The sequence below is a fragment of the Flagellimonas pacifica genome (genome assembly GCF_900215465.1).
GTDB classification, from domain to species: domain Bacteria; phylum Bacteroidota; class Bacteroidia; order Flavobacteriales; family Flavobacteriaceae; genus Flagellimonas; species Flagellimonas pacifica.
In genome coordinates, this window is record NZ_OBEH01000001.1 from 963,377 (window position 1) to 985,385 (window position 22,009).

The 22,009-nt window shown below is 38.1% G+C and carries 21 protein-coding genes; 11 read left to right on the forward strand and 10 right to left on the reverse strand.

Translation table 11 applies throughout. The features are described 5' to 3' along the window. Window positions 1-117: 117 nt before the first annotated feature. The 6 genes from CRO15_RS04310 (at window position 118) to nadD (ending at window position 4,797) form a co-directional block, all read left to right on the forward strand. Window positions 118-1,170, forward strand: coding sequence for a sugar phosphate isomerase/epimerase family protein (locus CRO15_RS04310; RefSeq protein ID WP_097044531.1), 1,053 nt, complete (start codon window positions 118-120; stop codon window positions 1,168-1,170). After that, window positions 1,167-1,907 (forward strand): 3-keto-disaccharide hydrolase, encoded by a 741-nt coding sequence (locus CRO15_RS04315; protein ID WP_097044532.1) that lies wholly within the window; start codon window positions 1,167-1,169, stop codon window positions 1,905-1,907. The genes CRO15_RS04310 and CRO15_RS04315 overlap by 4 nt, the downstream gene beginning before the upstream one ends. A gap of 4 nt (window positions 1,908-1,911) precedes the next feature. After that, complete coding sequence (locus CRO15_RS04320) at window positions 1,912-2,667, forward strand: 3-keto-disaccharide hydrolase (protein ID WP_097044842.1); 756 nt, start codon at window positions 1,912-1,914, stop codon at window positions 2,665-2,667. An 88-nt stretch (window positions 2,668-2,755) separates the two neighbouring features. Continuing rightward, on the forward strand, window positions 2,756-3,613 hold the full coding sequence (locus CRO15_RS04325) for a YicC/YloC family endoribonuclease (RefSeq protein WP_097044533.1): 858 nt from the start codon (window positions 2,756-2,758) through the stop codon (window positions 3,611-3,613). Beyond that, entirely contained in the window at window positions 3,610-4,209 is a 600-nt protein-coding gene (gene gmk / locus CRO15_RS04330; protein ID WP_097044534.1) for a guanylate kinase, read from the forward strand. Before CRO15_RS04325 ends, gmk begins: the two co-directional genes overlap by 4 nt. Before the next feature lie 3 nt (window positions 4,210-4,212). Then, window positions 4,213-4,797: a nicotinate (nicotinamide) nucleotide adenylyltransferase gene (gene nadD / locus CRO15_RS04335; protein WP_097044535.1), complete on the forward strand. Its 585-nt coding sequence runs from the start codon at window positions 4,213-4,215 to the stop codon at window positions 4,795-4,797. 4 nt (window positions 4,798-4,801) lie between these two features. On the opposite strand, the gene CRO15_RS04340 is transcribed toward nadD, so the two are convergent. The 4 genes from CRO15_RS04340 to CRO15_RS04355 all read right to left on the reverse strand — a co-directional run bounded on the left by CRO15_RS04340 (window position 4,802) and on the right by CRO15_RS04355 (window position 10,214). Next, window positions 4,802-5,911 carry a glycoside hydrolase family 130 protein gene (locus tag CRO15_RS04340; protein WP_097044536.1) on the reverse strand — a complete coding sequence of 370 codons (1,110 nt, stop codon included), beginning with the start codon at window positions 5,909-5,911 and terminating at the stop codon, window positions 4,802-4,804. Window positions 5,912-5,915: 4 nt separating this feature from the next. Then, the gene (locus CRO15_RS04345; RefSeq protein ID WP_097044537.1) at window positions 5,916-6,623 is read right to left on the reverse strand and encodes a DUF6503 family protein; all 708 of its coding nucleotides are present in this window, start codon (window positions 6,621-6,623) and stop codon (window positions 5,916-5,918) included. 19 nt (window positions 6,624-6,642) lie between these two features. Next, window positions 6,643-8,940 (reverse strand): inorganic phosphate transporter, encoded by a 2,298-nt coding sequence (locus tag CRO15_RS04350; RefSeq protein WP_097044538.1) that lies wholly within the window; start codon window positions 8,938-8,940, stop codon window positions 6,643-6,645. 74 nt (window positions 8,941-9,014) lie between these two features. Next, window positions 9,015-10,214, reverse strand: coding sequence for a porin (locus CRO15_RS04355; RefSeq protein ID WP_097044539.1), 1,200 nt, complete (start codon window positions 10,212-10,214; stop codon window positions 9,015-9,017). A gap of 323 nt (window positions 10,215-10,537) precedes the next feature. Here CRO15_RS04355 and dgt point away from each other — a divergent pair, with 323 nt between their 5' ends. Continuing rightward, window positions 10,538-11,896 carry a dGTP triphosphohydrolase gene (gene dgt / locus CRO15_RS04360; protein ID WP_097044540.1) on the forward strand — a complete coding sequence of 453 codons (1,359 nt, stop codon included), beginning with the start codon at window positions 10,538-10,540 and terminating at the stop codon, window positions 11,894-11,896. On the opposite strand, the gene CRO15_RS04365 is transcribed toward dgt, so the two are convergent. Then, on the reverse strand, window positions 11,893-12,951 hold the full coding sequence (locus CRO15_RS04365) for a DUF3078 domain-containing protein (RefSeq protein WP_097044541.1): 1,059 nt from the start codon (window positions 12,949-12,951) through the stop codon (window positions 11,893-11,895). The genes dgt and CRO15_RS04365 overlap by 4 nt on opposite strands. Continuing rightward, window positions 12,942-14,723 (reverse strand): 1-deoxy-D-xylulose-5-phosphate synthase, encoded by a 1,782-nt coding sequence (gene dxs, locus CRO15_RS04370; RefSeq protein ID WP_097044542.1) that lies wholly within the window; start codon window positions 14,721-14,723, stop codon window positions 12,942-12,944. Before dxs ends, CRO15_RS04365 begins: the two co-directional genes overlap by 10 nt. A gap of 133 nt (window positions 14,724-14,856) precedes the next feature. Between dxs and CRO15_RS04375 the strand changes: the two genes are divergently transcribed. The 3 genes from CRO15_RS04375 (at window position 14,857) to CRO15_RS04385 (ending at window position 17,033) form a co-directional block, all read left to right on the forward strand. Then, window positions 14,857-15,939, forward strand: coding sequence for a hypothetical protein (locus CRO15_RS04375; RefSeq protein ID WP_097044543.1), 1,083 nt, complete (start codon window positions 14,857-14,859; stop codon window positions 15,937-15,939). A gap of 103 nt (window positions 15,940-16,042) precedes the next feature. Then, a complete protein-coding gene (locus CRO15_RS04380; RefSeq protein ID WP_097044544.1) occupies window positions 16,043-16,492 on the forward strand; it encodes a nucleoside deaminase in 450 nt (149 codons plus the stop codon). Between the two features lie 175 nt (window positions 16,493-16,667). Continuing rightward, the gene (locus CRO15_RS04385; protein WP_133067198.1) at window positions 16,668-17,033 is read left to right on the forward strand and encodes a hypothetical protein; all 366 of its coding nucleotides are present in this window, start codon (window positions 16,668-16,670) and stop codon (window positions 17,031-17,033) included. A 146-nt stretch (window positions 17,034-17,179) separates the two neighbouring features. On the opposite strand, the gene CRO15_RS04390 is transcribed toward CRO15_RS04385, so the two are convergent. The 4 genes from CRO15_RS04390 to aspS all read right to left on the reverse strand — a co-directional run bounded on the left by CRO15_RS04390 (window position 17,180) and on the right by aspS (window position 21,303). Next, complete coding sequence (locus CRO15_RS04390) at window positions 17,180-17,371, reverse strand: cold-shock protein (protein WP_097044546.1); 192 nt, start codon at window positions 17,369-17,371, stop codon at window positions 17,180-17,182. Window positions 17,372-17,451: 80 nt separating this feature from the next. Beyond that, window positions 17,452-17,715, reverse strand: a complete 264-nt coding sequence (locus tag CRO15_RS04395) for a hypothetical protein (RefSeq protein ID WP_097044547.1) — start codon at window positions 17,713-17,715, stop codon at window positions 17,452-17,454. Next, on the reverse strand, window positions 17,712-19,493 hold the full coding sequence (locus tag CRO15_RS04400; protein ID WP_097044548.1) for a chloride channel protein: 1,782 nt from the start codon (window positions 19,491-19,493) through the stop codon (window positions 17,712-17,714). The genes CRO15_RS04395 and CRO15_RS04400 overlap by 4 nt, the downstream gene beginning before the upstream one ends. Before the next feature lie 61 nt (window positions 19,494-19,554). Then, on the reverse strand, window positions 19,555-21,303 hold the full coding sequence (gene aspS / locus CRO15_RS04405) for an aspartate--tRNA ligase (RefSeq protein ID WP_097044549.1): 1,749 nt from the start codon (window positions 21,301-21,303) through the stop codon (window positions 19,555-19,557). Between the two features lie 305 nt (window positions 21,304-21,608). On the opposite strand from aspS, the gene CRO15_RS04410 reads away from it, so the two are divergent. After that, window positions 21,609-21,959: a toxin-antitoxin system YwqK family antitoxin gene (locus CRO15_RS04410; RefSeq protein ID WP_097044550.1), complete on the forward strand. Its 351-nt coding sequence runs from the start codon at window positions 21,609-21,611 to the stop codon at window positions 21,957-21,959. Window positions 21,960-22,009 lie beyond the last annotated feature (50 nt).

A 22,009-nucleotide genomic window follows, 5' to 3' on the forward strand; every position in this document is an offset into this window, starting at 1 on the left:
AATCGCTATATTTATGTCTTTCCATTGGGAAAATGAAAAAGTCATAATATTTTTCTTAAATATAGGTGATAAATCCCAAAACCTTAAGGATTTATCCATGCTAAAAAATTGATTTAAATGAAGACAATTAAAGGGCCTGCAGTGTTTCTTGCACAATTTGTGGATGGTCAACCTCCGTTCAATTCGTTGGATGGACTGTGCAAATGGGCCTCTGGACTAGGTTACAAAGGAATCCAAATTCCAACATGGGAATCGTTTCTGATAGATTTGGACAAGGCCGCCGAGAGCCAGGATTATTGCGATGAGTTAAAGGAAAAAATCAATTCCTACGGATTGGAAATCACCGAACTTTCCACCCATTTGCAGGGGCAGTTGGTGGCAGTGCATCCAGCATACGATATCATGTTTGATAATTTTGCCCCGGATGCTGTTAAGAACAACCCCAAAGCAAGAACAGCATGGGCTGTGGAAACCGTGAAAAAAGCTGCCACGGCAAGTAGGAGATTGGGAATAAAGGCCCACGCCACATTTTCTGGAGCATTGCTTTGGCATACATGGCATCCTTGGCCTCAAAGGCCACCGGGGTTGGTAGAATTGGGTTTTGAGGAATTAGCAAAAAGATGGATGCCCATTTTAAACCATTTTGATAACGAAGGAGTTGATGTTTGTTATGAAATTCACCCTGGAGAGGATTTACATGATGGAGATACCTTTGAACGCTTTTTGGAAGCCACAGGCAACCATAAGAGAGTGAATATTTTATACGACCCTAGCCATTTTGTCTTACAACAATTGGATTATATTACCTACATAGATCATTACCATGAATTTATAAAGTCTTTCCATGTAAAAGATTCCGAATTTAACCCAACTGGTAAAAAAGGTGCTTTTGGAGGATATAATGATTGGGGTGATAGAGCAGGGCGGTACCGTTCTCTTGGGGACGGCCAGATAGATTTTAAGACCATCTTTTCCAAATTGACACAATACGGCTGTGATGTTTGGGCGGTAATGGAATGGGAGTGTTGCATAAAAAGCCCGGAACAAGGTGCAAGGGAAGGCGCTAAATTTATCCAAGATCATATTATTGAGGCTACTACAAAAACCTTTGATGATTTTGCTGGAGCTGAAACAGATACTGAAAAACTTAAAAAAATATTGGGATTATGAAAAAACTAGTTTTATTGACAGCTTTGGCTGTTACTTTTGCTTGCAAAGACAAGCCAAAAGAGAAAATTACACAAGAAATAGAGGCTCAAACGGAGCAACAGGAAAGTGAATGGACAGTTTTGTTTGACGGGACTTCCTTTGATGGGTGGCATATTTTTTCTGGCATGGAAATAACAGATGGTTGGAAACTTGAAGACGGAGCCATGCTTTTAAAACCAAAACATAGGGAAGAAGGAAAGCGGTTTAACATAGTTACAGATAAAGAATATTCCAATTTTGTGCTTTCTGTAGAATGGATGGTGTCCAGTGGGGCAAACAGTGGGATTATGTGGGGTGTACAAGAAGGGGATAAATACAAAGAACCCTATCAAACAGGTCCAGAGATTCAAGTATTGGACAATGTGGACCACCCAGATGCCAAGAATGGCACAAGTCATAGGGCAGGTGCGTTGTACGATATGGTTTCCCCGTCCCAAGATGTGGTTAAGCCAGTTGGTGAGTGGAACCATTATTTAATTACCATAAATCATGATACCAATCAGGGTAGTGTTGTATTAAATGATGTGAAGATTGTTGAATTTCCGGTCAATGGAGAAGCTTGGGATGCTATGGTTGCCAACTCCAAATTTGCTACTTGGGAAGGTTTCGGAACGTCGAGAACAGGGAAGATTGCATTTCAAGATCATGGAGAGCCATTGGTTATTGGATATAGGAATATCAAGATTAAGGAGCTTTAATATGATGAAACGCCAAAGTGCTCTTTTTGGAGTATTTACTTTAATAATTGGTTTTGCGTACGGTCAAAAATCAGGGCCTACAAATCCTGAAGCAACAGAAGTTTATGAACCCATTCCACCTCGGGTGATTCCCGGAAAACTTGGAGCACCTCCAAGTGATGCCATTGTTCTTTTTGATGGTCAGCATTTTGATAGTTGGGTAAGCAGTGTTGATAGCACCAAGGTTAAATGGCATTTAAACAAAGATGGGAGTATGACGGTCAAAGACAAGACCGGAAACATTCAGACCAAGCAGAATTTTGGGAACATACAACTGCATCTGGAATGGAAATCTCCGAAAGAAGCACAACGTGAGGGTCAGAATAGGGCAAATAGCGGGGTCTTTCTACAACAACGTTATGAAATACAAGTATTGGATAATAATGAGAATGACACCTATGTAAATGGACAGGTTGGGTCATTGTATAAACAAGGTGTGCCTTTGGCCATGGCCTCTTCACCAACAGGAGAATGGAATACGTATGATATTATATATCATGCCCCGGAATTTAGTAGAGGAGGAAATATTGTGAAACCTGCCACCGTGACACTACTTCACAATGGAATTTTAATCCAAGATCATTTTGAAATTGAAGGCACTATTGAATACATTGGATGGCCTGCCTATGAAGCACATGGAAAAGCCCCTTTAATGTTACAAGACCATAACGATAACAGCAGGGTGAGCTTTAGAAATATTTGGGTGCGAGAACTCGAATGAGGGAGATATTTTTAATTAATATGGCTTTTCTATAAAGTCAATCCAAACCCCATTTTTGGTTACCTTTGCCAAAATTTAATCATACCGTATGATTCAATCCATGACCGGTTTTGGGAAGCATGTAGTGCAACTTCCTTCCAAAAAAATCACCATAGAGCTTAAATCACTGAACAGTAAAAATTTGGATATCAATGCCAGACTTCCACAATTTTATAGGGAAAAGGAACTGGAATTGCGTAAAATGATTGCAGATGTTTTGGTTCGTGGCAAGGTTGATTTTGGGCTTTATGTAGAGATTACTGGAGAGGAAACTACAGCTGAAGTAAATCAAGGAGTGGTTAGAAAATACATGAAACAATTGGCAAATATTGCTGAAGGTGATAATTTGAAACTGCTGGAACTGGCTTTACGTTTACCGGATACCATGAAGACAGAGAAAGGCGATATTGACCAGACAGAATATGACGCTATAAAAACCGCAATGAAAGAGGCGCTTTCAGAGATTTCAATTTTTAGAAATGAAGAGGGTCAGGTTTTGGAAGAAGATTTTAATGAGAGACTGAAAAAATTGAATGACCTTCTTGAACAAGTCAAAACCATGGATCCAGAAAGACTGGATACCGTGCGCGAACGTTTGGAAAAAGCTGTTGCCGACCTAAAGGTCGAGCTGGATGAAAATCGATTTGAACAAGAGCTGATCTACTATCTCGAAAAATACGATATCACCGAGGAGAAAGTGCGTTTGGCAAACCACTTGAATTACTTTGGAACTACTTTGAAATCGAACGATTCCAATGGTAAAAAACTTGGATTTATTGCCCAGGAAATTGGAAGGGAAATCAACACAATAGGCTCCAAGGCCAATTATGCACCCATGCAACAACTGGTAGTGCAAATGAAGGATGAATTGGAGAAGATCAAGGAGCAAATGCTTAACGTGCTATGAACAAAGGGGGAAAGCTCATTATTTTTTCAGCTCCTTCGGGAAGCGGTAAAACTACCATAGTAAAGCATCTTTTGGAACAGGCGGAATTGAATCTTGCCTTTTCTGTTTCAGCTACTTCAAGGCCTAGGAGAGGTAGGGAAAAGGAGGGTGTCAACTATTATTTTATGTCCATTTCAGAGTTTAAAAGTCATATTAAGAACGAAGATTTTTTGGAATGGGAAGAAGTGTATCGAGACAATTTCTATGGAACGCTGAAGACTGAGGTAGAACGTTTATGGGCCGAAGGGAAGAATGTCATTTTTGATATTGATGTGGTCGGCGGGCTGCGTATTAAAAAGAAATTTCCAGAGGAAACATTGGCGGTTTTTGTCAAACCTCCCAGTGTTGACGAGTTAAAAATCAGGCTTAAAAAGCGAAGCACTGAAAGCGACGATAAGATTAATATGAGAGTGGCCAAAGCATCTGTTGAGCTTGCAACCGCTCCGCAGTTTGACGAGATTATTAAAAATTACGACTTAGATACGGCATTGAAAGAATCCCATAAATTGGTGGCTGATTTCGTGGGAGCAACAATTCCAAGTTCAGAAGAAGAATAGCAAATGAAACTCGTAGGGCTGTACTTTGGAACATTTAACCCCATTCACATAGGTCATTTGGCAATTGCCAACCATATGGTGGAGTTTTCTGACCTTGATGAGATTTGGTTTGTGATTACACCGCAAAGCCCTTTTAAAACCAAGCAATCTTTGTTGGATGACCATCATAGGTATCAAATGGTGTTTGAAGCCTTACAGGATTATCCTAAACTAAAACCCAGTAAAATTGAGTTTAATTTGCCCCAACCCAATTACACCATAAACACTTTAGTGCATTTGGATGAGGAATACGGGAACGAATATCAGTTTTCCCTGATTATGGGAGAGGACAACTTAAAAAGTTTCCATAAATGGAAAAACTATGAGTCCATTTTAGAAAACTATTCCATTTACGTATATCCAAGAATTTCCGAGGGGAGAATTGAACATCAGTTTGAAGGTAACCCTAAAATCCATAGAATTGATGCGCCTATAATGGAAATCTCTTCTACTTTTATTCGAAAACAACATAAAGAGGGGAGGAATATCCGGCCACTACTTCCAGAGTCTGTATGGAAATATATGGATGAAATGAATTTTTATAGATAGCCAACTATTTTTTGGCAGTCACAACACCTACCATACTATCTGCGGTTCCATAATACAGATACCATTGCCCCTTAAAAAACACAAGGCCTTCCAAAAAGGTAGTGCCATCTGCGTATTGCCCTGATTTTTCAAATGGAAGCTCTGGTTTAATGAATGGTTTCTCACATCGGTCTAGCAGCTTCCAAGGTTCTTTTGAATCAAAAAGTGCTTGACCACCTGTGTAAACCCTATTTCCCAATTTCTTTACCCCAATATTTTGGGAGTTTCCTGCATTGTACATAACCACAATGCCGTTTTCGGTGAGAAGAGGAGGTGGACCCGCCTCTACCAACCATGAATCAAAAAAACCTGGTCTTGGACTCAAAACAGGGGCTAGAGTGCCTTCGTAAGTCTCAACAGGTGTCCAGTTAATCAGGTTTTCTGAACTAGCTAGCCAAACATGTGGAACACCGTAATACATCCAATATTTCCCGTCAATTTTTGCTGCTACCAACTTGCCATTTTTAAGTTGGGTTATAATAGCTCCAGATTTAGTTTCTTGAGTATGGTATTTACCTTCTTTGTGATTTTTGAATACAGGGCCGTGCTTTTCCCATTGAATGAGATTTTTTGATGTTGCTACAGCCAGTCTAGGGACTTGACGGTTCCATTGTGTATAAGTGAGTACATATAAACCTTCTTCGGTTTCTACAAGTCTTGGGTCTTCCACACCACCGGGCCATTCATTTTCTTGTTGATTGTCCAGGTCTGGATAAAAAATGGGATGCTCATTTTTTATATAATTGATTCCATCAAGGGAAATTGCCAATCCAATTCTAGAGGAATGACCTCCAATTTCTTTTTCTCCCAACTTTTCTTCAGCTCTATAAAGTACAAGAATCTTATCATCCTTAACTATAGCTGCGGGATTAAATGTGGCCATGGACTCCCAAAAAACTTTTTGATTTTTAATAGGATCTATAAATGTTGATGTGCTATCCTTTTGAATAATGGGCTGGGCATTCACAGCTCTTTTGAAAGGTCCCATCATCCAAGGTTTTTCCATTTCCTGTGCTAAACAGAAAGATGCTTGGGATAGTGCAATCAATAAAAAAACCTGAAACTTTTGGGTCATTACATCAATTTTTCATTAGAATATCTGTTCCTAAATATTTATCGTCTTTGTTGTAATACCAAGCTCGTGTTTTGGGCATTTTTATGCCTTGAATATCTTCCAATCCTTCAAGTAAAATATATTCGCCATCATTTTTGCTTTCATCATGATAGAATTGATAAACTTCCATGGCGTAGGTAGCAGGGTCAAAGTAAAAATACCATACATCTTTACCCACTCCTTCTTCATAATCCACTTTTAAAACCAAATATTCTTTTCCTTTAAAGGTTTTGGTTTGCACCTCGTCATTAAGTAGAGTGCCTGGATCCCTGAGCTTCATAGGAAGACCATATAGATAGGTATAGTAGTTTCGCATGATGGTGCCACGTTCACAGGTCAACCCAAACGTTTTGCTATCCTCTTCAGTAATTTTGGTGGAACCGTTCAAGCTAGTAGTACATTTTTCTTTGTCGAAAGCGTAGGAGTAAGAAACACTGTCCTTTTCAACCTGAAGGATGAACTGTTCCCTTGGAATATTGAGATTGATAATGCTCAATCGATCCGTTGATTTGGGTGTTTTCATCAACACCTCAAAAGTGTTGCTGAAAACACTCCATTGACCATTGGGGTCATGGAATGCTATGGATTTGTCCAACAATTCATTGGATGTTATTTTTTGGCCATGAAATACATTGCTGAAAAGCAACACTAAAACTAAAATAGAAAAACGCATGTGGCAAGATAGTCAAAAACTAGTCTTGTTTTTCAATTCGCGCAGGTTCCACGGTGCTATCATGTTCTACATAATAAAGTTCCAAGAGCTCAAAAATAACTTCTACCAAGTCCTTGCTCTCGGTTAGTATGGAGAAATAAAGCGTGGTGTTCTTAGGACTTGATTCTTCCGTCCTTGTTCGTTCTACCTGACGCTCAATTTTATCAGACACAAGTTGAAACAAATCCTTTTTGCTTTCGAGGGTATTTCCAATATCTTCAAACGATTTGTTCTCAAAAATTTGTTGAGTGCCTATAAACAATTTTTCCAACTCCAAATCAAGTTCTTTTAACTCTTTGATTTGGTTGTACTTCAGTTTTTTATGATTGTTGTTTACGTGTTTATGGCTCACTTTGCCAATGTATTCCAAAGACTGTGCAATGTCGGTAAGATGGGCCAAGGTATTAATATAGAAATTACTTGCTCCAACATTAGCTTCATCCAGATTTTTGATGAAAAAGAAAAGATGGTTTCTAAGATCTTCAATTTCGTCTGAAAGTTTGGCCCCTTGTTTTTTATTCTTTTTTAGAAGTTCCAAATCTTGTTTTGCCAATCCATTAATGGAATTGGTATAAATCTTATTGGTTCTTTTTAGAACACTGGCAATGTTGCTTGCACTTTCTTCAATAACTCCTTGTATAGAACTGCTTTCAGCTCTGTTAAGACTATCTTCTGCCTTTTGTTCCTTGGCCTTTTTCTTGTACGCGCTGTAGTTTCTGACCAAAAGTAGAATGGCAGTAAACAACAAAATGGCAATAGCTGCACCTTTCCCAAAATTAATTAAGGTTAAGACTGTTCCGGCAGCTATAAAAGCAATTATGGCCGTTCCAAACCAACCACCAATTACATTAAGTACACCGGCAACTCTGTAAACGGCACTCTCCGCTCCCCATGCTCTATCAGCCAAAGAGGTGCCCATGGCAACCATAAAAGTTACATAGGTCGTGGACAATGGAAGTTTATATGACGTTGCAATGGATATTAAGATTCCCGCAACCATAAGGTTAACAGCTGCTCTAACCATATCAAACGCGGGGAGTTTATGGGTCTTGTCTTGAGACAAAGCGATTACCGGTTTTTCAAATCGCCGATCCATATTGGCTTTGAGGCCTTTTGGCAATAAACTTGCTAAATATTCAGAAGTATTGGATGCCAATCTTACCAACCCTCTTGATATAAAGTTGGGTTGAAAACGTTCTTTTGCCTCTCCTTCTCTTGACAGGTTGATTTCAGTATCCGCAACATAACGAGCTTTTTTGGAAAGCCAAAGTGTGGTTACCATTACAATGCCAGATATAAAAAGAAGAAATGTAGGGGTCGGTACTTTCTTTGAAAGAACTTCCATGCTAAATTCCGTGGCTGGCACTCCAGAAACAACCCAGGCCTCATAACTTTGCCATGCTGCAATTGGTACGCCAATAAAGTTTACTAAATCATTGCCTGCAAAAGCAAGGGCCAAAGCAAAGGTGCCAACACCAATAATTACCTTATAGATATTGACTTTTACAAAATAGATAAGTACATAAGAAATGAATGACCATAAAATAAAGTTTACAATAATGATTGGAAGTACTTGGGCTTCAAGAAAATCTTTGATTTTCATACCTCCAAGAATATCAAACGCTTCACCGGCATATGGCGTTCCCTTTATTCCCTTCATAAGGATAAAGTAGACAATTGAAGATAAGGCGATACCGCCAAACAATGCTCCAACCCACTTGGCCTTTTTCTCAAAATTATATGACAATAAAAGCCTTGATATCCATTGAACAATAGCACCAATGGTAAAGGCTACTACAACAGATAGTAAAATCCCAGAAATAATCTGTATGGCTTTTGAAGTGTTTATGTAATTCACCACATCTGCAAAATCACCACTGGCAGCACCTATTTTTAACAAAGACATGGCAACTGCGGCTCCTAACAATTCAAAAACAATGGATACAGTGGTCGAAGTTGGCATGCCCAGAGTGTTGAAGAAATCCAGCAACAATATATCCGTGATCATGACTGCCATAAAAATGAACATGATTTCTTGAAAATAGAACTCCCCAGGATTAAAGATTCCTTTTCGGGCAACCTCCATTAAACCACTTGAAAAAATGGCACCACATGCAATACCTATACTCGCAATAATCATAATGGTTTTGAAGGAAATGGCTTTAGAACCTATAGCCGAATTCAAAAAGTTAACCGCATCATTGCTGACTCCCACAACTAAATCGGCAATTGCCAAAACAGCGAGGGCTATAATCATTAGAAAGTAAATATTATCCATAATCGTCTAAAAAATAATTTTCAAATGTCTATACTTTGCTGACTATCAATGTTATTTAAAGGTTATGTTTTTGCCTAAAAATGAACATCCATTTGTAGTCTATACATTAATTCGTCTGTGCCGTTGGGAACAGAAAGGTAGCTTAAATCTGTTTGAACTTTAAGTTTGTGCCCTAAAAGATACTTTGAAAGCCCCAATGTGTATTGATTTTGATTGTTACTTCGAGTAACATTGTCATAATTAATATCCGTATACCTACCAGAAACTTCCCAATTGTTTTTAAATAAATAACCTGATTGCAGATTGAGGCCGTTCCCCACAAGTACGATATCTCCAGTTTGTGAACCATCAGAATTTTTGGCGATGGGGTCTTTTGCATCCCTGTGCGCATATTCACCCATTAGTGAAAAACCATTGTATTTGAACATTGCATCTACAAAGGTTGTGTTTATGGTGGTCTCATAAAAACCAACATCGTTTGCCATATATGAGCCCATGTTGCTTCTCGTTTTTACTGCATTTTGGTTGGAATCATATGTGGCGGCCAACATTAATTTTGGAGTTTCTTCTCGTTTTAGGTCGGCCCCACTGTAGTCTCCTTTACTCTCGAATTTTCCAAAAGGGAGTAGTTCAATCCGTGCGGTATATTGATGCCCACCAAGGTTTCCAGAGGTTATGTTTCTTCCTTCCCCTTGAGAGATGGCCAATTTTTCTCGAACTAAAAAGGTATCTGTTAAGTTAAAATGGTGTCTAAGCTGAATACCAAGGTCGCGATCTATATTAAATCTACTATTCAACAAAGAACGGTCTACTTGCTGTAAGTTTCCAGAAGAAATTACACGTTCAATGTTGCCGGGAAGTTTAGTTTGCCCTACCCAGAGCTCAAAGTTTTCATGAAAATTCCACATTATCACAGCATCCAAAATATATCGAGGAGCATTGCTCGTAAATTGGTTGGCTCCTGAAATATCTCGATTGGACAAACCTAATTCAAATTTGTATTTTAATTTAGGGGAATAGGCGAAACCATCAAATTTTAACCTTGCTCTACGCACCAAAAAGTTCTGTTCTGGATTCACAAGGCCATCATCGGTGCTTTTATCCCATGTTGCTACACCCAAAAATTGCATACGCATAGCAAATTTCATACTCCATGTGCTGTCTTTACCAACAATATTAAGGAGACCTTTGCCAAACTTTGGGGCTTCTACTTGAGAATAGGAAGAAATACAAAAAAAGGTAACTAGACCAAAGGCCAAGAGTCGTAATTTCATTTCAATATTAGTTTTTGTCGGGTGCAAAGAACTAATATCAATGTTAAATTAACGTTTGGTTTATGTTATATTTAGTATGGCCGCCATGTAAGCGGCCATACTTTAGATTTCAAAGAATAGTCGACAAAAACTAATATCTAGAAATCCGTTTTGCCTTAAGACAAAAGCAAAAGTCGGATAAGAAAACCAACTTATTGTAATCTAAAGTTTATCTTAAGTTTAAAAATTGGAGGACCCTGAAAAGTTTTTATAGATTACAATCTCTTATTTGATAGGATGAAAAGCATACATAAATGTATCTTGCGCCTGATTAAATTCTGATTATGAATTGGGAACAATTACTGTCTCTAAAACGTCATGGAGATACCAATAAAAGACTTAGAAAAGAGCAGGATGAAACCCGTTTGGGTTTTGAAGTGGATTATGACCGAATTATTTTTTCATCTGCATTCAGAAGTCTGCAGGATAAGACCCAGGTTGTTCCCCTTCCCATAAGTGTGGGTTCTAAGAAAGATTTTGTACATACCAGACTTACCCATAGTTTGGAAGTTTCTGTTGTGGGAAGAAGCTTGGGACGGATAGCAGGAAAGCGTATTTTATCAAAATACCCATATTTAAGCGAAGTGCACGGATATCATTTTAATGATTTTGGTGCTATAGTGGCCGCAGCAGCACTTGCCCATGATATTGGTAACCCTCCTTTTGGACATAGTGGTGAAAAAGCGATAGGAAGTTATTTTAAACAAGGAAATGGGAAGAAATACAAATCTATACTTACCAATGAAGAATATCAGGATTTAATCGACTTTGAAGGAAATGCCAATGGGTTAAAATTGTTGTCAGAATCAAAAGAAGGTGTTCCCGGTGGCCTTCGACTAAGCTATGCCACTTTGGGAGCTTTTATGAAATATCCAAAAGCTTCACTTCCCAAAAAACCATCTAACCATATAGCGGATAAGAAATTCGGATTTTTTCAGTCGGAAAAAGAATTTTTTATGGAGGTTGTGCAAGAAATAGGGCTTAACACCAATCCTAAAAACCCGGGAATTGGATTCTACAGGCATCCATTGACGTACTTGGTTGAGGCGGCGGATGATATTTGTTACACCATTATTGACTTTGAAGATGGGATTAACCTAGGTCTAATCCCTGAGGAATATGCTTTGGAATATTTGATCAATTTGGTTAAGGACAATATCAACACCAAAAAGTACAACACCATGAAATATTCTAGCGATCGATTAAGCTATTTAAGAGCATTGGCCATAAATACCTTGATTGTTGATGCTGTGGAAGTTTTTGAGCAAAATGAAACCAGGATATTGGAAGGAGATTTTGATTCTGCCTTGTTGGATAAAGGGAAGTACAAAGCCCAAATAAATGACATTATAAAATTAAGTGTTGAAAAAATTTACCGCTCCAATGAGGTAATTGATAAGGAACTGGCAGGATACAAAATAATCTCAGATATTCTAGATGTGTATACCACGGCATTGATTAATACAAAGGATGGTAAGGGCACTAATTATGATAGATTGTTGATAGAAAGTCTTCCTGAAAATTATAAAAACACAAATACATCAACTTACAAAATTTTGTTAGATACTTGCTGTTTTGTGGCTAGCTTATCAGATAGTGCTGCGGTGCACATTCATTCCAAATTAATGGGAAAACAGTTTTAGAAGGCATAGGTAAGGCCCACACCTAATATTTGTTTAAATTGTATTTTGGCTATTCCCGGGTCAATAACAGTGCCATCATCAGCCACAACTTCATCAAATTTAATATCATCATCAAATATGACATGGGTTCCAACATTTGCATTGATGTATTTGTTAACCTTTAGGTTAAAGGCCAATTCCCAATCTACATCCACATTGCCAAAACTTAACAAATAATCTGTATATAAACTTATCCGATGGTTCAGTAACACGTTTTTGATGACTTCCTTTTCCCATTTATTGGTAATTAGAAAACCAATTTCCATAAAAAGATGTTCTCCTTGATCTACCCCAAATACGCCTTGGTTGGATAATTCCTCATCAAGAACAAAAGTTGCTTTTTGGGTGATGGGCGATATATATAAATTGAACTTCTTGCCTTCGGGGATATAAGAGGTTCCAGCACCTAAAAATAGATAGCCCGGAGCCATAAACCGTGAAATAGGAGTGGTTCTATTGGGATATTTATAACCATTAGAAAATTGGGTGTTAAAATTGGCTTTTACGGAATAGTACCAACTGGTTATGGTATCCTTTCTAAAACCAATAGTTGATGATATCCTGATTTGATCATCTGTTTTTCTAAGTTGTCTCCCCTCCTGCGCGTTAAGGCCATAACGAAGACGTAGTTCATTGTTCCAGTTTAAATATCGAAACTTGTAATTTCGGCGAAAGTGCATATTTGCAAGGGCGGAAACAGAATTGTCACCACCAGCGTTCCAATTAACAAAGGCAACTTCGTTAATGTTGAGGCCAAACTCATTTTTTTTGTCCCAAAAAGACTGTGGAGTAAAGCGCTTGTATTTTTTGACCAGAGGTTTTACCCTGTTTAAGATGGTTCTGGGATCAGTACGCCTTGCTCCCCGAGTCACATATTTAAGTTTAACATCCTTTATTCGCACTACCTTAAAAGCAGATTCGGTGCTGTCCCTTTCAAATACCCTGAGAGGATTAACTTGAGCATTTAAAGATGAAAAGGCTGAAAGAAAAACAATAAAAAAACAAATTAATCGCATTTGGTTGAGGTTGATTTTATATAAGAATGTAGTGTATCAAAATCTATACCAGCCATGGCATGAGTTTCAGGGATTGTTCCATGCTCAACAAACTTGTCCGGAACTCCAAAAATTTTAACGGGTGTGGTAAAGTTTTCTTCATTGGCAAACTCCAAAATGGCGGAGCCAAACCCGCCGGCACAACACCCATCTTCTACGGTAACAACACGTTTGTACTTTTCAAAGACCGTTCTAAGCATTTGCTTGTCAAGAGGTTTTACAAAACGCATATCGTAATGTCCAATGGATTTGGGGTGCCCCAATTCTTCCAATATGTTAGAGATTTGATTACCTATATGGCCTATAGTTAAAATGGCTGTTTCCGCACCTTCTTTTATGCAACGGGCAGTTCCAATTTCTATAGTTTCAAAGGCTTTTTTCCAATCCAGATTTACACCTTTCCCTCGAGGGTATCTGATTGCGATGGGATGGTCAAGACCATTTTGTGCTGTAAACATGATGTTGCGAAGCTCCATTTCGTTCATTGGCGCAAAAATAATAAGATTGGGGATGCACCTCAAATAGGCTAGGTCAAAAATACCATGGTGAGTTGGTCCATCCTGCCCCACAAGTCCTGCCCTATCCAAACAAAAAATAACTGGAAGTTTTTGAAGTGCTACGTCATGAATTACCTGATCATAGGCTCGTTGTAAAAAAGTGGAATATATATTGCAAAAAGGGATAAGGCCCTGAGTCGACATTCCGGCAGCCAAGGTAACAGCGTGTTGTTCGGCAATACCCACATCAAAAGCTCTATCTGGAATTTCATCCATCATAAGTTTTAAGGAACTACCGGTAGGCATGGCGGGTGTTATGCCCACAATTTTTTGGTTTTGCTTTGCAAGCTCAACTAGTGTATGACCAAAAACATCCTGGTATTTTGGAGGCTGCACTCCTTTGTTTTTTTTGAGTCTTTCCCCTGTGGCCGCATCAAATTTTCCGGGAGCGTGATAAACGACCTGATCTTCTTCAGCCTTCTTCAGCCCTTTTCCCTTAGTAGTTATTATATGGAGAAGTTTAGGTCCTTTTACCTTTTTTAGTCGCCGTAATTCTTCAATTAATTTTGCAATATCATGTCCATCAATAGGGCCGGTGTAATCAAGATTTAGGCATTCAAAGATATTTTCATCTTTGGCTGTTCCGGCTTTTACGTTGGTGAGGTATTTTTTTAGGGCGCCAACACTTGGGTCAATTCCAATGGCATTATCATTTAAAATGATAAGCGCATTTACATTGGTTACCCCAAGATGGTTTAAGCCTTCAAACGCCATTCCGCTGGCAATTGAGGCATCGCCCACAACAGCAATATGTTGTTTGGAATGTTCTTTATTTAATTTAGAAGCCATGGCCATTCCCAGTATGGCCGAAATTGATGTAGAACTGTGTCCGGTCCCAAAATCATCATATTCACTTTCATTTATTTTCGGGAAGCCACTTATACCTCCTAGTTGTCGGTTAGTATCAAAAATCTCTTTTCTCCCAGTCAATATTTTGTGTCCGTATGCTTGGTGTCCTACATCCCAAATCAACTTATCATTGGGTGTGTCAAAGACATAATGCAAAGCAATGGTCAATTCTACCACGCCCAGGCTGGCTCCCAAATGCCCTTCTTTTGTAGAAACTATTTCAATAATAAAACTACGGAGCTCCTTTGCCAGTTTATGTAAGTCAACTTCTGGCATTTTTTTCAAGTCCTGAGGACTGTTCGTATTGTTGAGCAATGGGTACTCCATATAGGTTTAAAATGCAAAACTACATTTTTTAAGCTTTGACAACGGGTTTGTCTATTCTCTACAACAAAGATTCTGAAGACCGAGGGTAATCCTCGTAGTTTTAATGCATCAAATCATAAAATTTTTTAATAAGATGAACAAAAACCTCAAATCATTAACCTTGACCGCTTTGGTGCTTTTAGCCTCTTGTAGCAAAGATGAATCTTCAGATGCGGAAAACAAGGATCAAGCCATTGAAAAACTTGAACAAACGCCTTTAAATATAGATACAGTATCGGATAACGTTATCATTGCTGGTGGCAAAAAGGAAACCGGCACGCTTCCCACCCCAAATAAGGCTATTACTTTGGATGTGTCCAAAGCTTCAACAACTGCTTTGTTAGGGGAAGGCTTTGAAGTTCCTTTAAGTTCGGATGGTACAATTACTGGGGCTTACATACAATTTAAAGCGAATGATGGTACGGTATCAGATACTTATTATGATATAGATTTGAATGCAAATGCATCAAACAAAGCAACAGAAAAGAAAGGCAAAGCTTCTCTGAGATCTGCAAAGGAAGATAGTGAAACTACACTTGATGTTGATTTTAATACAAAAATTGAACCTGGGACTTTCTGCTATGTTATATGTGTATATGATGCGGATGGAAACATTAGTGCTCCCGAGGAGATTTGTGTAACTGTTGAAAGTTGGGGAGGTAATAGTGCCATTTCAGGAACCTGGAACATAAAAAAATATGTGGACACATATGATGGGGAAACGAAGACGGAAGTCATAGGTGAGAAAAACTGTGATGATTATTCTAGATACTGTAGTGTAGATGAGACCTATAAATCGATTACTGAATGTGAAACTTTGGATTCTGCTATACTAATTCTGAATGCTGATGGAACATACAGCACCGAATCAAAGGGTATTGACGAATTCTTGGATGAAGATATTTTTGTGGATACTTGCGATATAAGCTATAAGGAATATGACTATGGCTACGAAAGTGAAGGAAATTGGGCCTATGTTGCCGAGACGAAAAGATTGACCATTGTTGAATATAAATATACCGAAACATATAGAGGAGAAACCGAAACTGAAACATTAAATGCTGGAGAAGGGGAATTGATGTTTGATGGCATTATTGATTTGGATGGAAAAAGTTTGATAATAAATGAAGATTTTGGACAAGGTGAAACCTATGTCGTTTATTTTGAGAAAGAGTAAGTTAGTTGACTTCTCCATATTGAAAAACCCTTTGCTTTGCAAAGGGTTTTTTGTTTTCAATTAGATTAATAACTACTATTGTGCCTTAAGTTCCAATATTGTTATGGTTGAACCTTTTGATGACAACTACTTTATGAAAAAAGCCTTGCAAGAGGCCGAAATCGCTTTTGAAAATGGTGAAGTTCCAGTTGGCGCAGTAGTGGTTGTTGATAATAGGATTATAGGGAGAGCGCACAATCTTACAGAACGGTTAAAAGATGTAACTGCCCATGCAGAAATGCAGGCGATAACCGCTGCGTCCAATTTTTTGGGAGGCAAATATTTGCATGGCTGTACGCTTTACGTGACCTTAGAGCCATGTCAAATGTGCGCTGGAGCATTGTATTGGAGTCAGATTTCTAAAATAGTGTACGGGGCGGCCGATTTAGAGCGTGGATTTAATGTTATGGGAGGAAACATTCATCCAAAAACTGAAATTGTTGGCGGAATTATGGAGAATGAAGCTTCTGAAATGTTGAAACGGTTTTTTGTGCAAAGAAGGAACTTGAACTAATCTTTAATATTTATCAATCCATTTTAACTCTGTATTTCGTACAGAGGATAATTACTTTGTCTTTGACTATATGGTCGATTCTTAGTGTTAAAATCAAAAAAAGAAGAATAAACTCCTTAATATGTAGGATAAAGATTATTTATATTTGAAAATATTAACAAATTAAATAATGAATATGAAAGTTTACATGACTTTAGTTTTGGGATTAACAATGGTTTTCTTTTCTAGTGCCCAGGAAAAATGGACTTTTGATCAAGGATTGAACGCTGCAAAAATGTATTGTAATAATTCAGAGGCAATGCGAGTGGGAGAAAAGCATGCTGATGAATGGAGAAGTAAGGGGCAAATTGAATATGCCAAAGGAATTATGGATGGTATTGCCAGATGCAAATCAGGTGAAAGTCCGGTTAAGAATAGTGGAGCCAAGAAAAGTTGTAAAAAACCAACAATTTGTTCTAGGATAGATAAGAAAAAGAATTCGGCATTATATGCCGCATTATGTGCATGTCCATTGGATAAAAATGACAAATCAAAACAATAGTTTTAATTCTTCTTTCTAAAAGAATAATATGGTCAGACGTAACTTATTAATCTGTACCAAGAACAAGTAATTATTGCTAGTCGACGGAATTAAAAAAGCTCTGATAGAAATATCAGAGCTTTGCCAATCAAAATAAAATATTTTTGTCAGATTACCTGCACTTGTGCAGCAACCACTCCTTTTCTTCCTTCTTCTTCTTGGTATTCTACTTTGTCACCTTCGTTTAGTTCCACTCCGTTCAATGCCGTAACATGAACAAAAATGTCCTTTCCTGTGTCGTCGTTAGTAATAAATCCATAACCTTTGGATCCATTAAAGAATTTTACTGTGCCAGTCATTAAAATAAATAATTGTTAAAATACTAAAATAGGGTATTTTGAATTCACCTCGGTGAAATAAGCTTTAAATCTTAATAAAATTATTGATTTTCAGCGTTTTCCCGTTCTTTTCCTTGCATTTTTTTTATGTTTTCCTTGGTCAACATATAATCTTTCATGTCTTTTCCCTTACTTTCTTTAAACAAAAAAAGCGGCATTGTCACCAAAAAAAGTCCTGCAGTACCTCCTCCAATAAATTTGTTGGCTAAGGAAAGGTTATCCTTTTTTATAGCGAAGCCATAGACAATAGATGAAACACTGGCCAAGAGTGCTAAAATGGTTAGGTGTTTTAACTTAAACTTCATCGGGTGTAATTGATTAATTTTCTTCGGTAGGCGGTCAATAATTTGGATTTTGAGATAAAGCCAACATATTTGCCTTCTCTGATTACAGGCAAGTTCCATGCACCGCTATCCTGAAATTTTTGCATTACCTCTTTCATGCTATCCGAATCGCAAAAAATATGTTCAGGAGGCGCATGCATCAAATTCTTTACAAACAAGGAATCATAAAGTTCTGTATCAAACATGAATTGACGAATATCATCCAAGACTATGATGCCCATCAATTTTTGTTCTTCATTTAAAACTGGGAAGATATTCCGCTTGGATTTAGACACCGATTCATGTAACATTTGCCCGAGTGACATTTCTGGGTGAATAGGTTTAAAATTCTTTTCTATGACGTCATCTATTTCCATGAGCCCCAAGACCATTTGGTCTTTATTATGGGTGAGAACTGCACCAATTTTTGCCAATTCCTTCGTGTAAATGGTGTAATCCAATGCATTTTTGGTGATTAAATAAGAAATTGAAGCGGTTATCATTAAAGGCACAAAAAGCTGATAACCTCCTGTGATTTCCGCAATCAAGAAAATAGCAGTCAAAGGTGCATGAATTACCCCTGCAATCAACCCTGCCATGCCAATGAGCGTAAAATTACTTTCTGAAACGCCAAATCCAAGACCGAGGTTATTAATGACCTTGGCCAATACATTTCCCAAGGCACTTCCCATCACCATGGTAGGAATGAAGATTCCACCCGCCCCGCCTGCAGCAAATGTTGTGGTCATGGCAATAGCCTTAAAAATAGTAATACCAAACAATAGCGCAATAACTACCCATATGTTGTTAGTGTAATCATCAAAAGGGGTTTTACCTAAAGCTTTTAAATGGTCACCATCCAAAAGGTTGTTGATAAACCCAAAGCCTTCACCATATAATGGTGGAATGGCATAAAGCATGATTCCGATAGCTATTCCACCAACAAGAAGTTTGTATTTCGGACTTTTAAATCGTTTAAAAAACTCGAGGATGCTAAAGTACATTTTGGTGAAATAGATAGAGGCAAATGCAGTGCCCACACCTAATAATATGTAAAAGAAGGTATCTCTAAGCTGAAAACCTTCGGATAAGGAGAAACTAAAAAGGGCTTCGTTACCCAAAAAGAAATAGGAGGTAAGTACTCCAGATATTGAAGCCAATAGCAAAGGGAGCATAGAAAGCATGGTAAGGTCCAAGGTAAATACTTCCACTGCAAAAATAATGGCAGCAATAGGAGATTGAAAAATAGAAGAAATTGCACCTGCCGAAGCACAAGCAACCAGTAAGGATCGTGTTTTGGTATCTATATGAAACAATCTGCTGAGGTTGGAACTCAGTGCAGATCCAGATTTAACCGCTGGCCCCAGCAAACCCACAGAACCCCCAAAACCAACTGTTAACGGAGCAGCAATCAGTGGAGTGTATATACTTTTGACTTTTAAAAGTCCTCCTTTTTTTGATAGCGAAAAAATGATGGAAGAAACCGCATGTTGAAGCGGTTTCTTGTGGATATATTTCACATACAGATAAACCAAGGTCAGACCAACGATAGGTAAAACAAAATACAACTGGTTTTGTGAAAAAACAATCCCACCTTCTAAAGCGAATTCAATAAAATAGGTAATATTTTTTAGGGTGACTGATACAATACCAGCTAAAAAACCCACTACCACACTCATGACATGCACAAAAGTCCGGTTGGAGATATGTTTGTATCTCCATTTAAGAAAACGTGTGAGCCAACTTTTCTTTTTGGGCATGAGGGTTATAGATTCTCTTAAAAGTATTAAAAATCCCGCTCAGTGGCGGGATTTTAATATGCTATAAATCCAATTTCAAGTGAAGTTCCTTTAATTGTCCCTCATCAATATTTGCAGGTGCATCGATCATTACATCCCTTCCACTATTGTTTTTTGGGAATGCGATAAAATCACGGATGGTTTCTTGTCCTCCCAAAATGGATACAAGCCTATCCAGTCCAAAAGCAATGCCGCCATGGGGTGGAGCACCATATTGAAAAGCATCCATTAAAAATCCAAACTGCTCCTTAGCTTCTTCTGAGGTAAAGCCCAAATGCTTGAACATGGTTGCCTGAATTTCTTTGTCGTGAATACGAATAGAGCCACCACCAATTTCATTTCCATTCAAAACCAAATCATAGGCATTGGCCTTAACATCGCCCGGTTTTGTTTCCAAGAGCTCCAATTGCCCTGGTTTTGGCGAGGTAAATGGATGGTGCATGGCATGGTAGGTGCCAGTTTCCTCATCGAGTTCCAGTAATGGGAAATCAATAACCCAAAGTGGGGCAAATTCATCTGGTTTTCTAAGCCCCAGTCGTTCCGCCAACTCCATTCGAAGTGCGCTTAACTGAGCCCTGGTTTCGTTGGTACTTCCTGAAAGGACACAGATTAAATCCCCAGCTTTTGCATTGGTAGCTTCAGCCCATTTGCCCAAATCTTCTTGATTGTAGAACTTGTCAACCGAAGATTTAAAGGAGTCATCCTCATTACATTTTACGTAGACCATGCCTTTGGCACCAACTTGAGGGCGCTTTACCCAATCAATAAGCTTGTCAATCTCCTTTCGTGTATAGGATGCTCCACCAGGAACTGCAATTCCAACAACCAATTCAGCTGAGTTGAATACATTGAAATCTTTGTGTTGGGCCACGGCATTCAACTCTCCGAATTCCATTCCAAAACGGATATCGGGTTTGTCGTTACCATAGCGTTTCATGGCTTCATCAAAAGTGATTCTTGGAAAATCGTCAACTTCAACACCTTTGATTTCTTTTAGAAGATGTTTGGTCAAACCTTCAAAAGCATTTAAAATATCTTCTTGTTTCACAAAGGCCATTTCACAATCTATCTGTGTGAACTCTGGCTGTCTATCTGCACGAAGATCTTCATCTCTGAAACACTTTACAATTTGGAAATATTTATCCATACCGCCCACCATAAGTAATTGCTTAAAAGTTTGAGGGGATTGCGGTAGAGCATAAAATTGCCCTTCATTCATTCTACTTGGCACCAAAAAATCCCTAGCCCCTTCAGGGGTGGACTTGATGAGGTAAGGGGTTTCTACTTCAATAAAACCATTATCAGAAAGATACTTTCTTACCTCCATGGTCACTTTATGCCTGAAGATCAAGTTGTTCTTTACCGGGTTTCTTCGAATATCCAAATAGCGGTATTTCATTCTGATGTCTTCACCCCCATCTGTTTCATCTTCAATGGTGAAGGGAGGTAGAATGGATTCGTTCAATATTTGAAGTTCAGCAACAAGTACTTCAATATCCCCAGTGGGAATATTAGGGTTTTTGGATGCTCTTTCAATTACTTCACCCTTGATTTGAATCACGGTTTCCCTACCAAGTTCCCTTGCCTTTTCCAAAAGCTCAGAAGGAGTGCGATCTTGATCAAAGACCAACTGAGTGATGCCGTAACGATCTCTAAGGTCTACCCAAACTACAAAACCTTTGTCCCTGATCTTGTGAACCCATCCACTTAAAATAACTTCTGAACTGATATGCGATGCCCTTAGTGCACCACAGGTATTATTTCTATACATGTTATTCGCTCTGAAGGGGCAAATTTAAGAGGAATGTCAATATTTATTGCTAGATATCTTGATTTTCTGAGGTAATATGAATTTTGGTTATGATTGATTAAAAAAAGCAAACTGTTTGGAAGATTTTCGGCATTTTTTATCGATGAAAACGTTTAGCGGTAAAACTTAACATTGGCAAAATACTGATAATCAATAGTTTGTGTTTTCAATGTAAATTTAACGTTACGTAATCATGTATTTAATGTAAAATAATAATTACATTTATATCGTTAGTGTTATTGATTAATCTACAAAACTCATATCATATGAAGAAAGCAATATTTTTTATGGCAGTACTGTTTTCGGTTGGTATGTACTCTCAAGATACTGAACCTACTTTGGAAAAAGTGGGGGAGATGGTTAAGGCTACATATTTTCACGAAAATGGCGAAATCGCCCAAACCGGGCATTTTTTAGATGGAAAATTACATGGACAATGGTTTATGTATAATACAGATGGCAAAAAGACTGCCTCTGGAAAATATGTAAATGGAACAAGATCTGGCAAATGGTTTTTCTGGGAAGGAGAAATTTTAAGAGAAGTTGATTTTGCTGACAATCGTATTGTTGATGTAAAGAATTGGAACCAATCGCAATTGGCTTCTACAAATAGATAAAATAAAAAGTATTTTATAAAAAAAGCCTTGGCAATTCCAAGGCTTTTTTT

Excerpts from the sequence above, each read along its gene's own strand:
- CRO15_RS04350 (WP_097044538.1), bottom strand. The coding sequence starts at position 8,940 with ATGGATAATATTTACTTTCTAATGATTATAGCCCTCGCTGTTTTGGCA.
- nadD (WP_097044535.1), top strand. The coding sequence starts at position 4,213 with ATGAAACTCGTAGGGCTGTACTTTGGAACATTTAACCCCATTCACATA.
- CRO15_RS04325 (WP_097044533.1), top strand. The coding sequence starts at position 2,756 with ATGATTCAATCCATGACCGGTTTTGGGAAGCATGTAGTGCAACTTCCT.
- CRO15_RS04380 (WP_097044544.1), top strand. The coding sequence starts at position 16,043 with ATGGTTGAACCTTTTGATGACAACTACTTTATGAAAAAAGCCTTGCAA.
- gmk (WP_097044534.1), top strand. The coding sequence starts at position 3,610 with ATGAACAAAGGGGGAAAGCTCATTATTTTTTCAGCTCCTTCGGGAAGC.
- CRO15_RS04345 (WP_097044537.1), bottom strand. The coding sequence starts at position 6,623 with ATGCGTTTTTCTATTTTAGTTTTAGTGTTGCTTTTCAGCAATGTATTT.
- CRO15_RS04400 (WP_097044548.1), bottom strand. The coding sequence starts at position 19,493 with ATGCCCAAAAAGAAAAGTTGGCTCACACGTTTTCTTAAATGGAGATAC.
- CRO15_RS04375 (WP_097044543.1), top strand. The coding sequence starts at position 14,857 with ATGAACAAAAACCTCAAATCATTAACCTTGACCGCTTTGGTGCTTTTA.
- CRO15_RS04395 (WP_097044547.1), bottom strand. The coding sequence starts at position 17,715 with ATGAAGTTTAAGTTAAAACACCTAACCATTTTAGCACTCTTGGCCAGT.
- CRO15_RS04320 (WP_097044842.1), top strand. The coding sequence starts at position 1,912 with ATGAAACGCCAAAGTGCTCTTTTTGGAGTATTTACTTTAATAATTGGT.
- CRO15_RS04355 (WP_097044539.1), bottom strand. The coding sequence starts at position 10,214 with ATGAAATTACGACTCTTGGCCTTTGGTCTAGTTACCTTTTTTTGTATT.
- CRO15_RS04410 (WP_097044550.1), top strand. The coding sequence starts at position 21,609 with ATGAAGAAAGCAATATTTTTTATGGCAGTACTGTTTTCGGTTGGTATG.
- CRO15_RS04310 (WP_097044531.1), top strand. The coding sequence starts at position 118 with ATGAAGACAATTAAAGGGCCTGCAGTGTTTCTTGCACAATTTGTGGAT.
- CRO15_RS04340 (WP_097044536.1), bottom strand. The coding sequence starts at position 5,911 with ATGACCCAAAAGTTTCAGGTTTTTTTATTGATTGCACTATCCCAAGCA.
- dxs (WP_097044542.1), bottom strand. The coding sequence starts at position 14,723 with ATGGAGTACCCATTGCTCAACAATACGAACAGTCCTCAGGACTTGAAA.
- CRO15_RS04385 (WP_133067198.1), top strand. The coding sequence starts at position 16,668 with ATGAAAGTTTACATGACTTTAGTTTTGGGATTAACAATGGTTTTCTTT.
- CRO15_RS04390 (WP_097044546.1), bottom strand. The coding sequence starts at position 17,371 with ATGACTGGCACAGTAAAATTCTTTAATGGATCCAAAGGTTATGGATTT.
- CRO15_RS04365 (WP_097044541.1), bottom strand. The coding sequence starts at position 12,951 with ATGCGATTAATTTGTTTTTTTATTGTTTTTCTTTCAGCCTTTTCATCT.
- CRO15_RS04315 (WP_097044532.1), top strand. The coding sequence starts at position 1,167 with ATGAAAAAACTAGTTTTATTGACAGCTTTGGCTGTTACTTTTGCTTGC.
- aspS (WP_097044549.1), bottom strand. The coding sequence starts at position 21,303 with ATGTATAGAAATAATACCTGTGGTGCACTAAGGGCATCGCATATCAGT.
- dgt (WP_097044540.1), top strand. The coding sequence starts at position 10,538 with ATGAATTGGGAACAATTACTGTCTCTAAAACGTCATGGAGATACCAAT.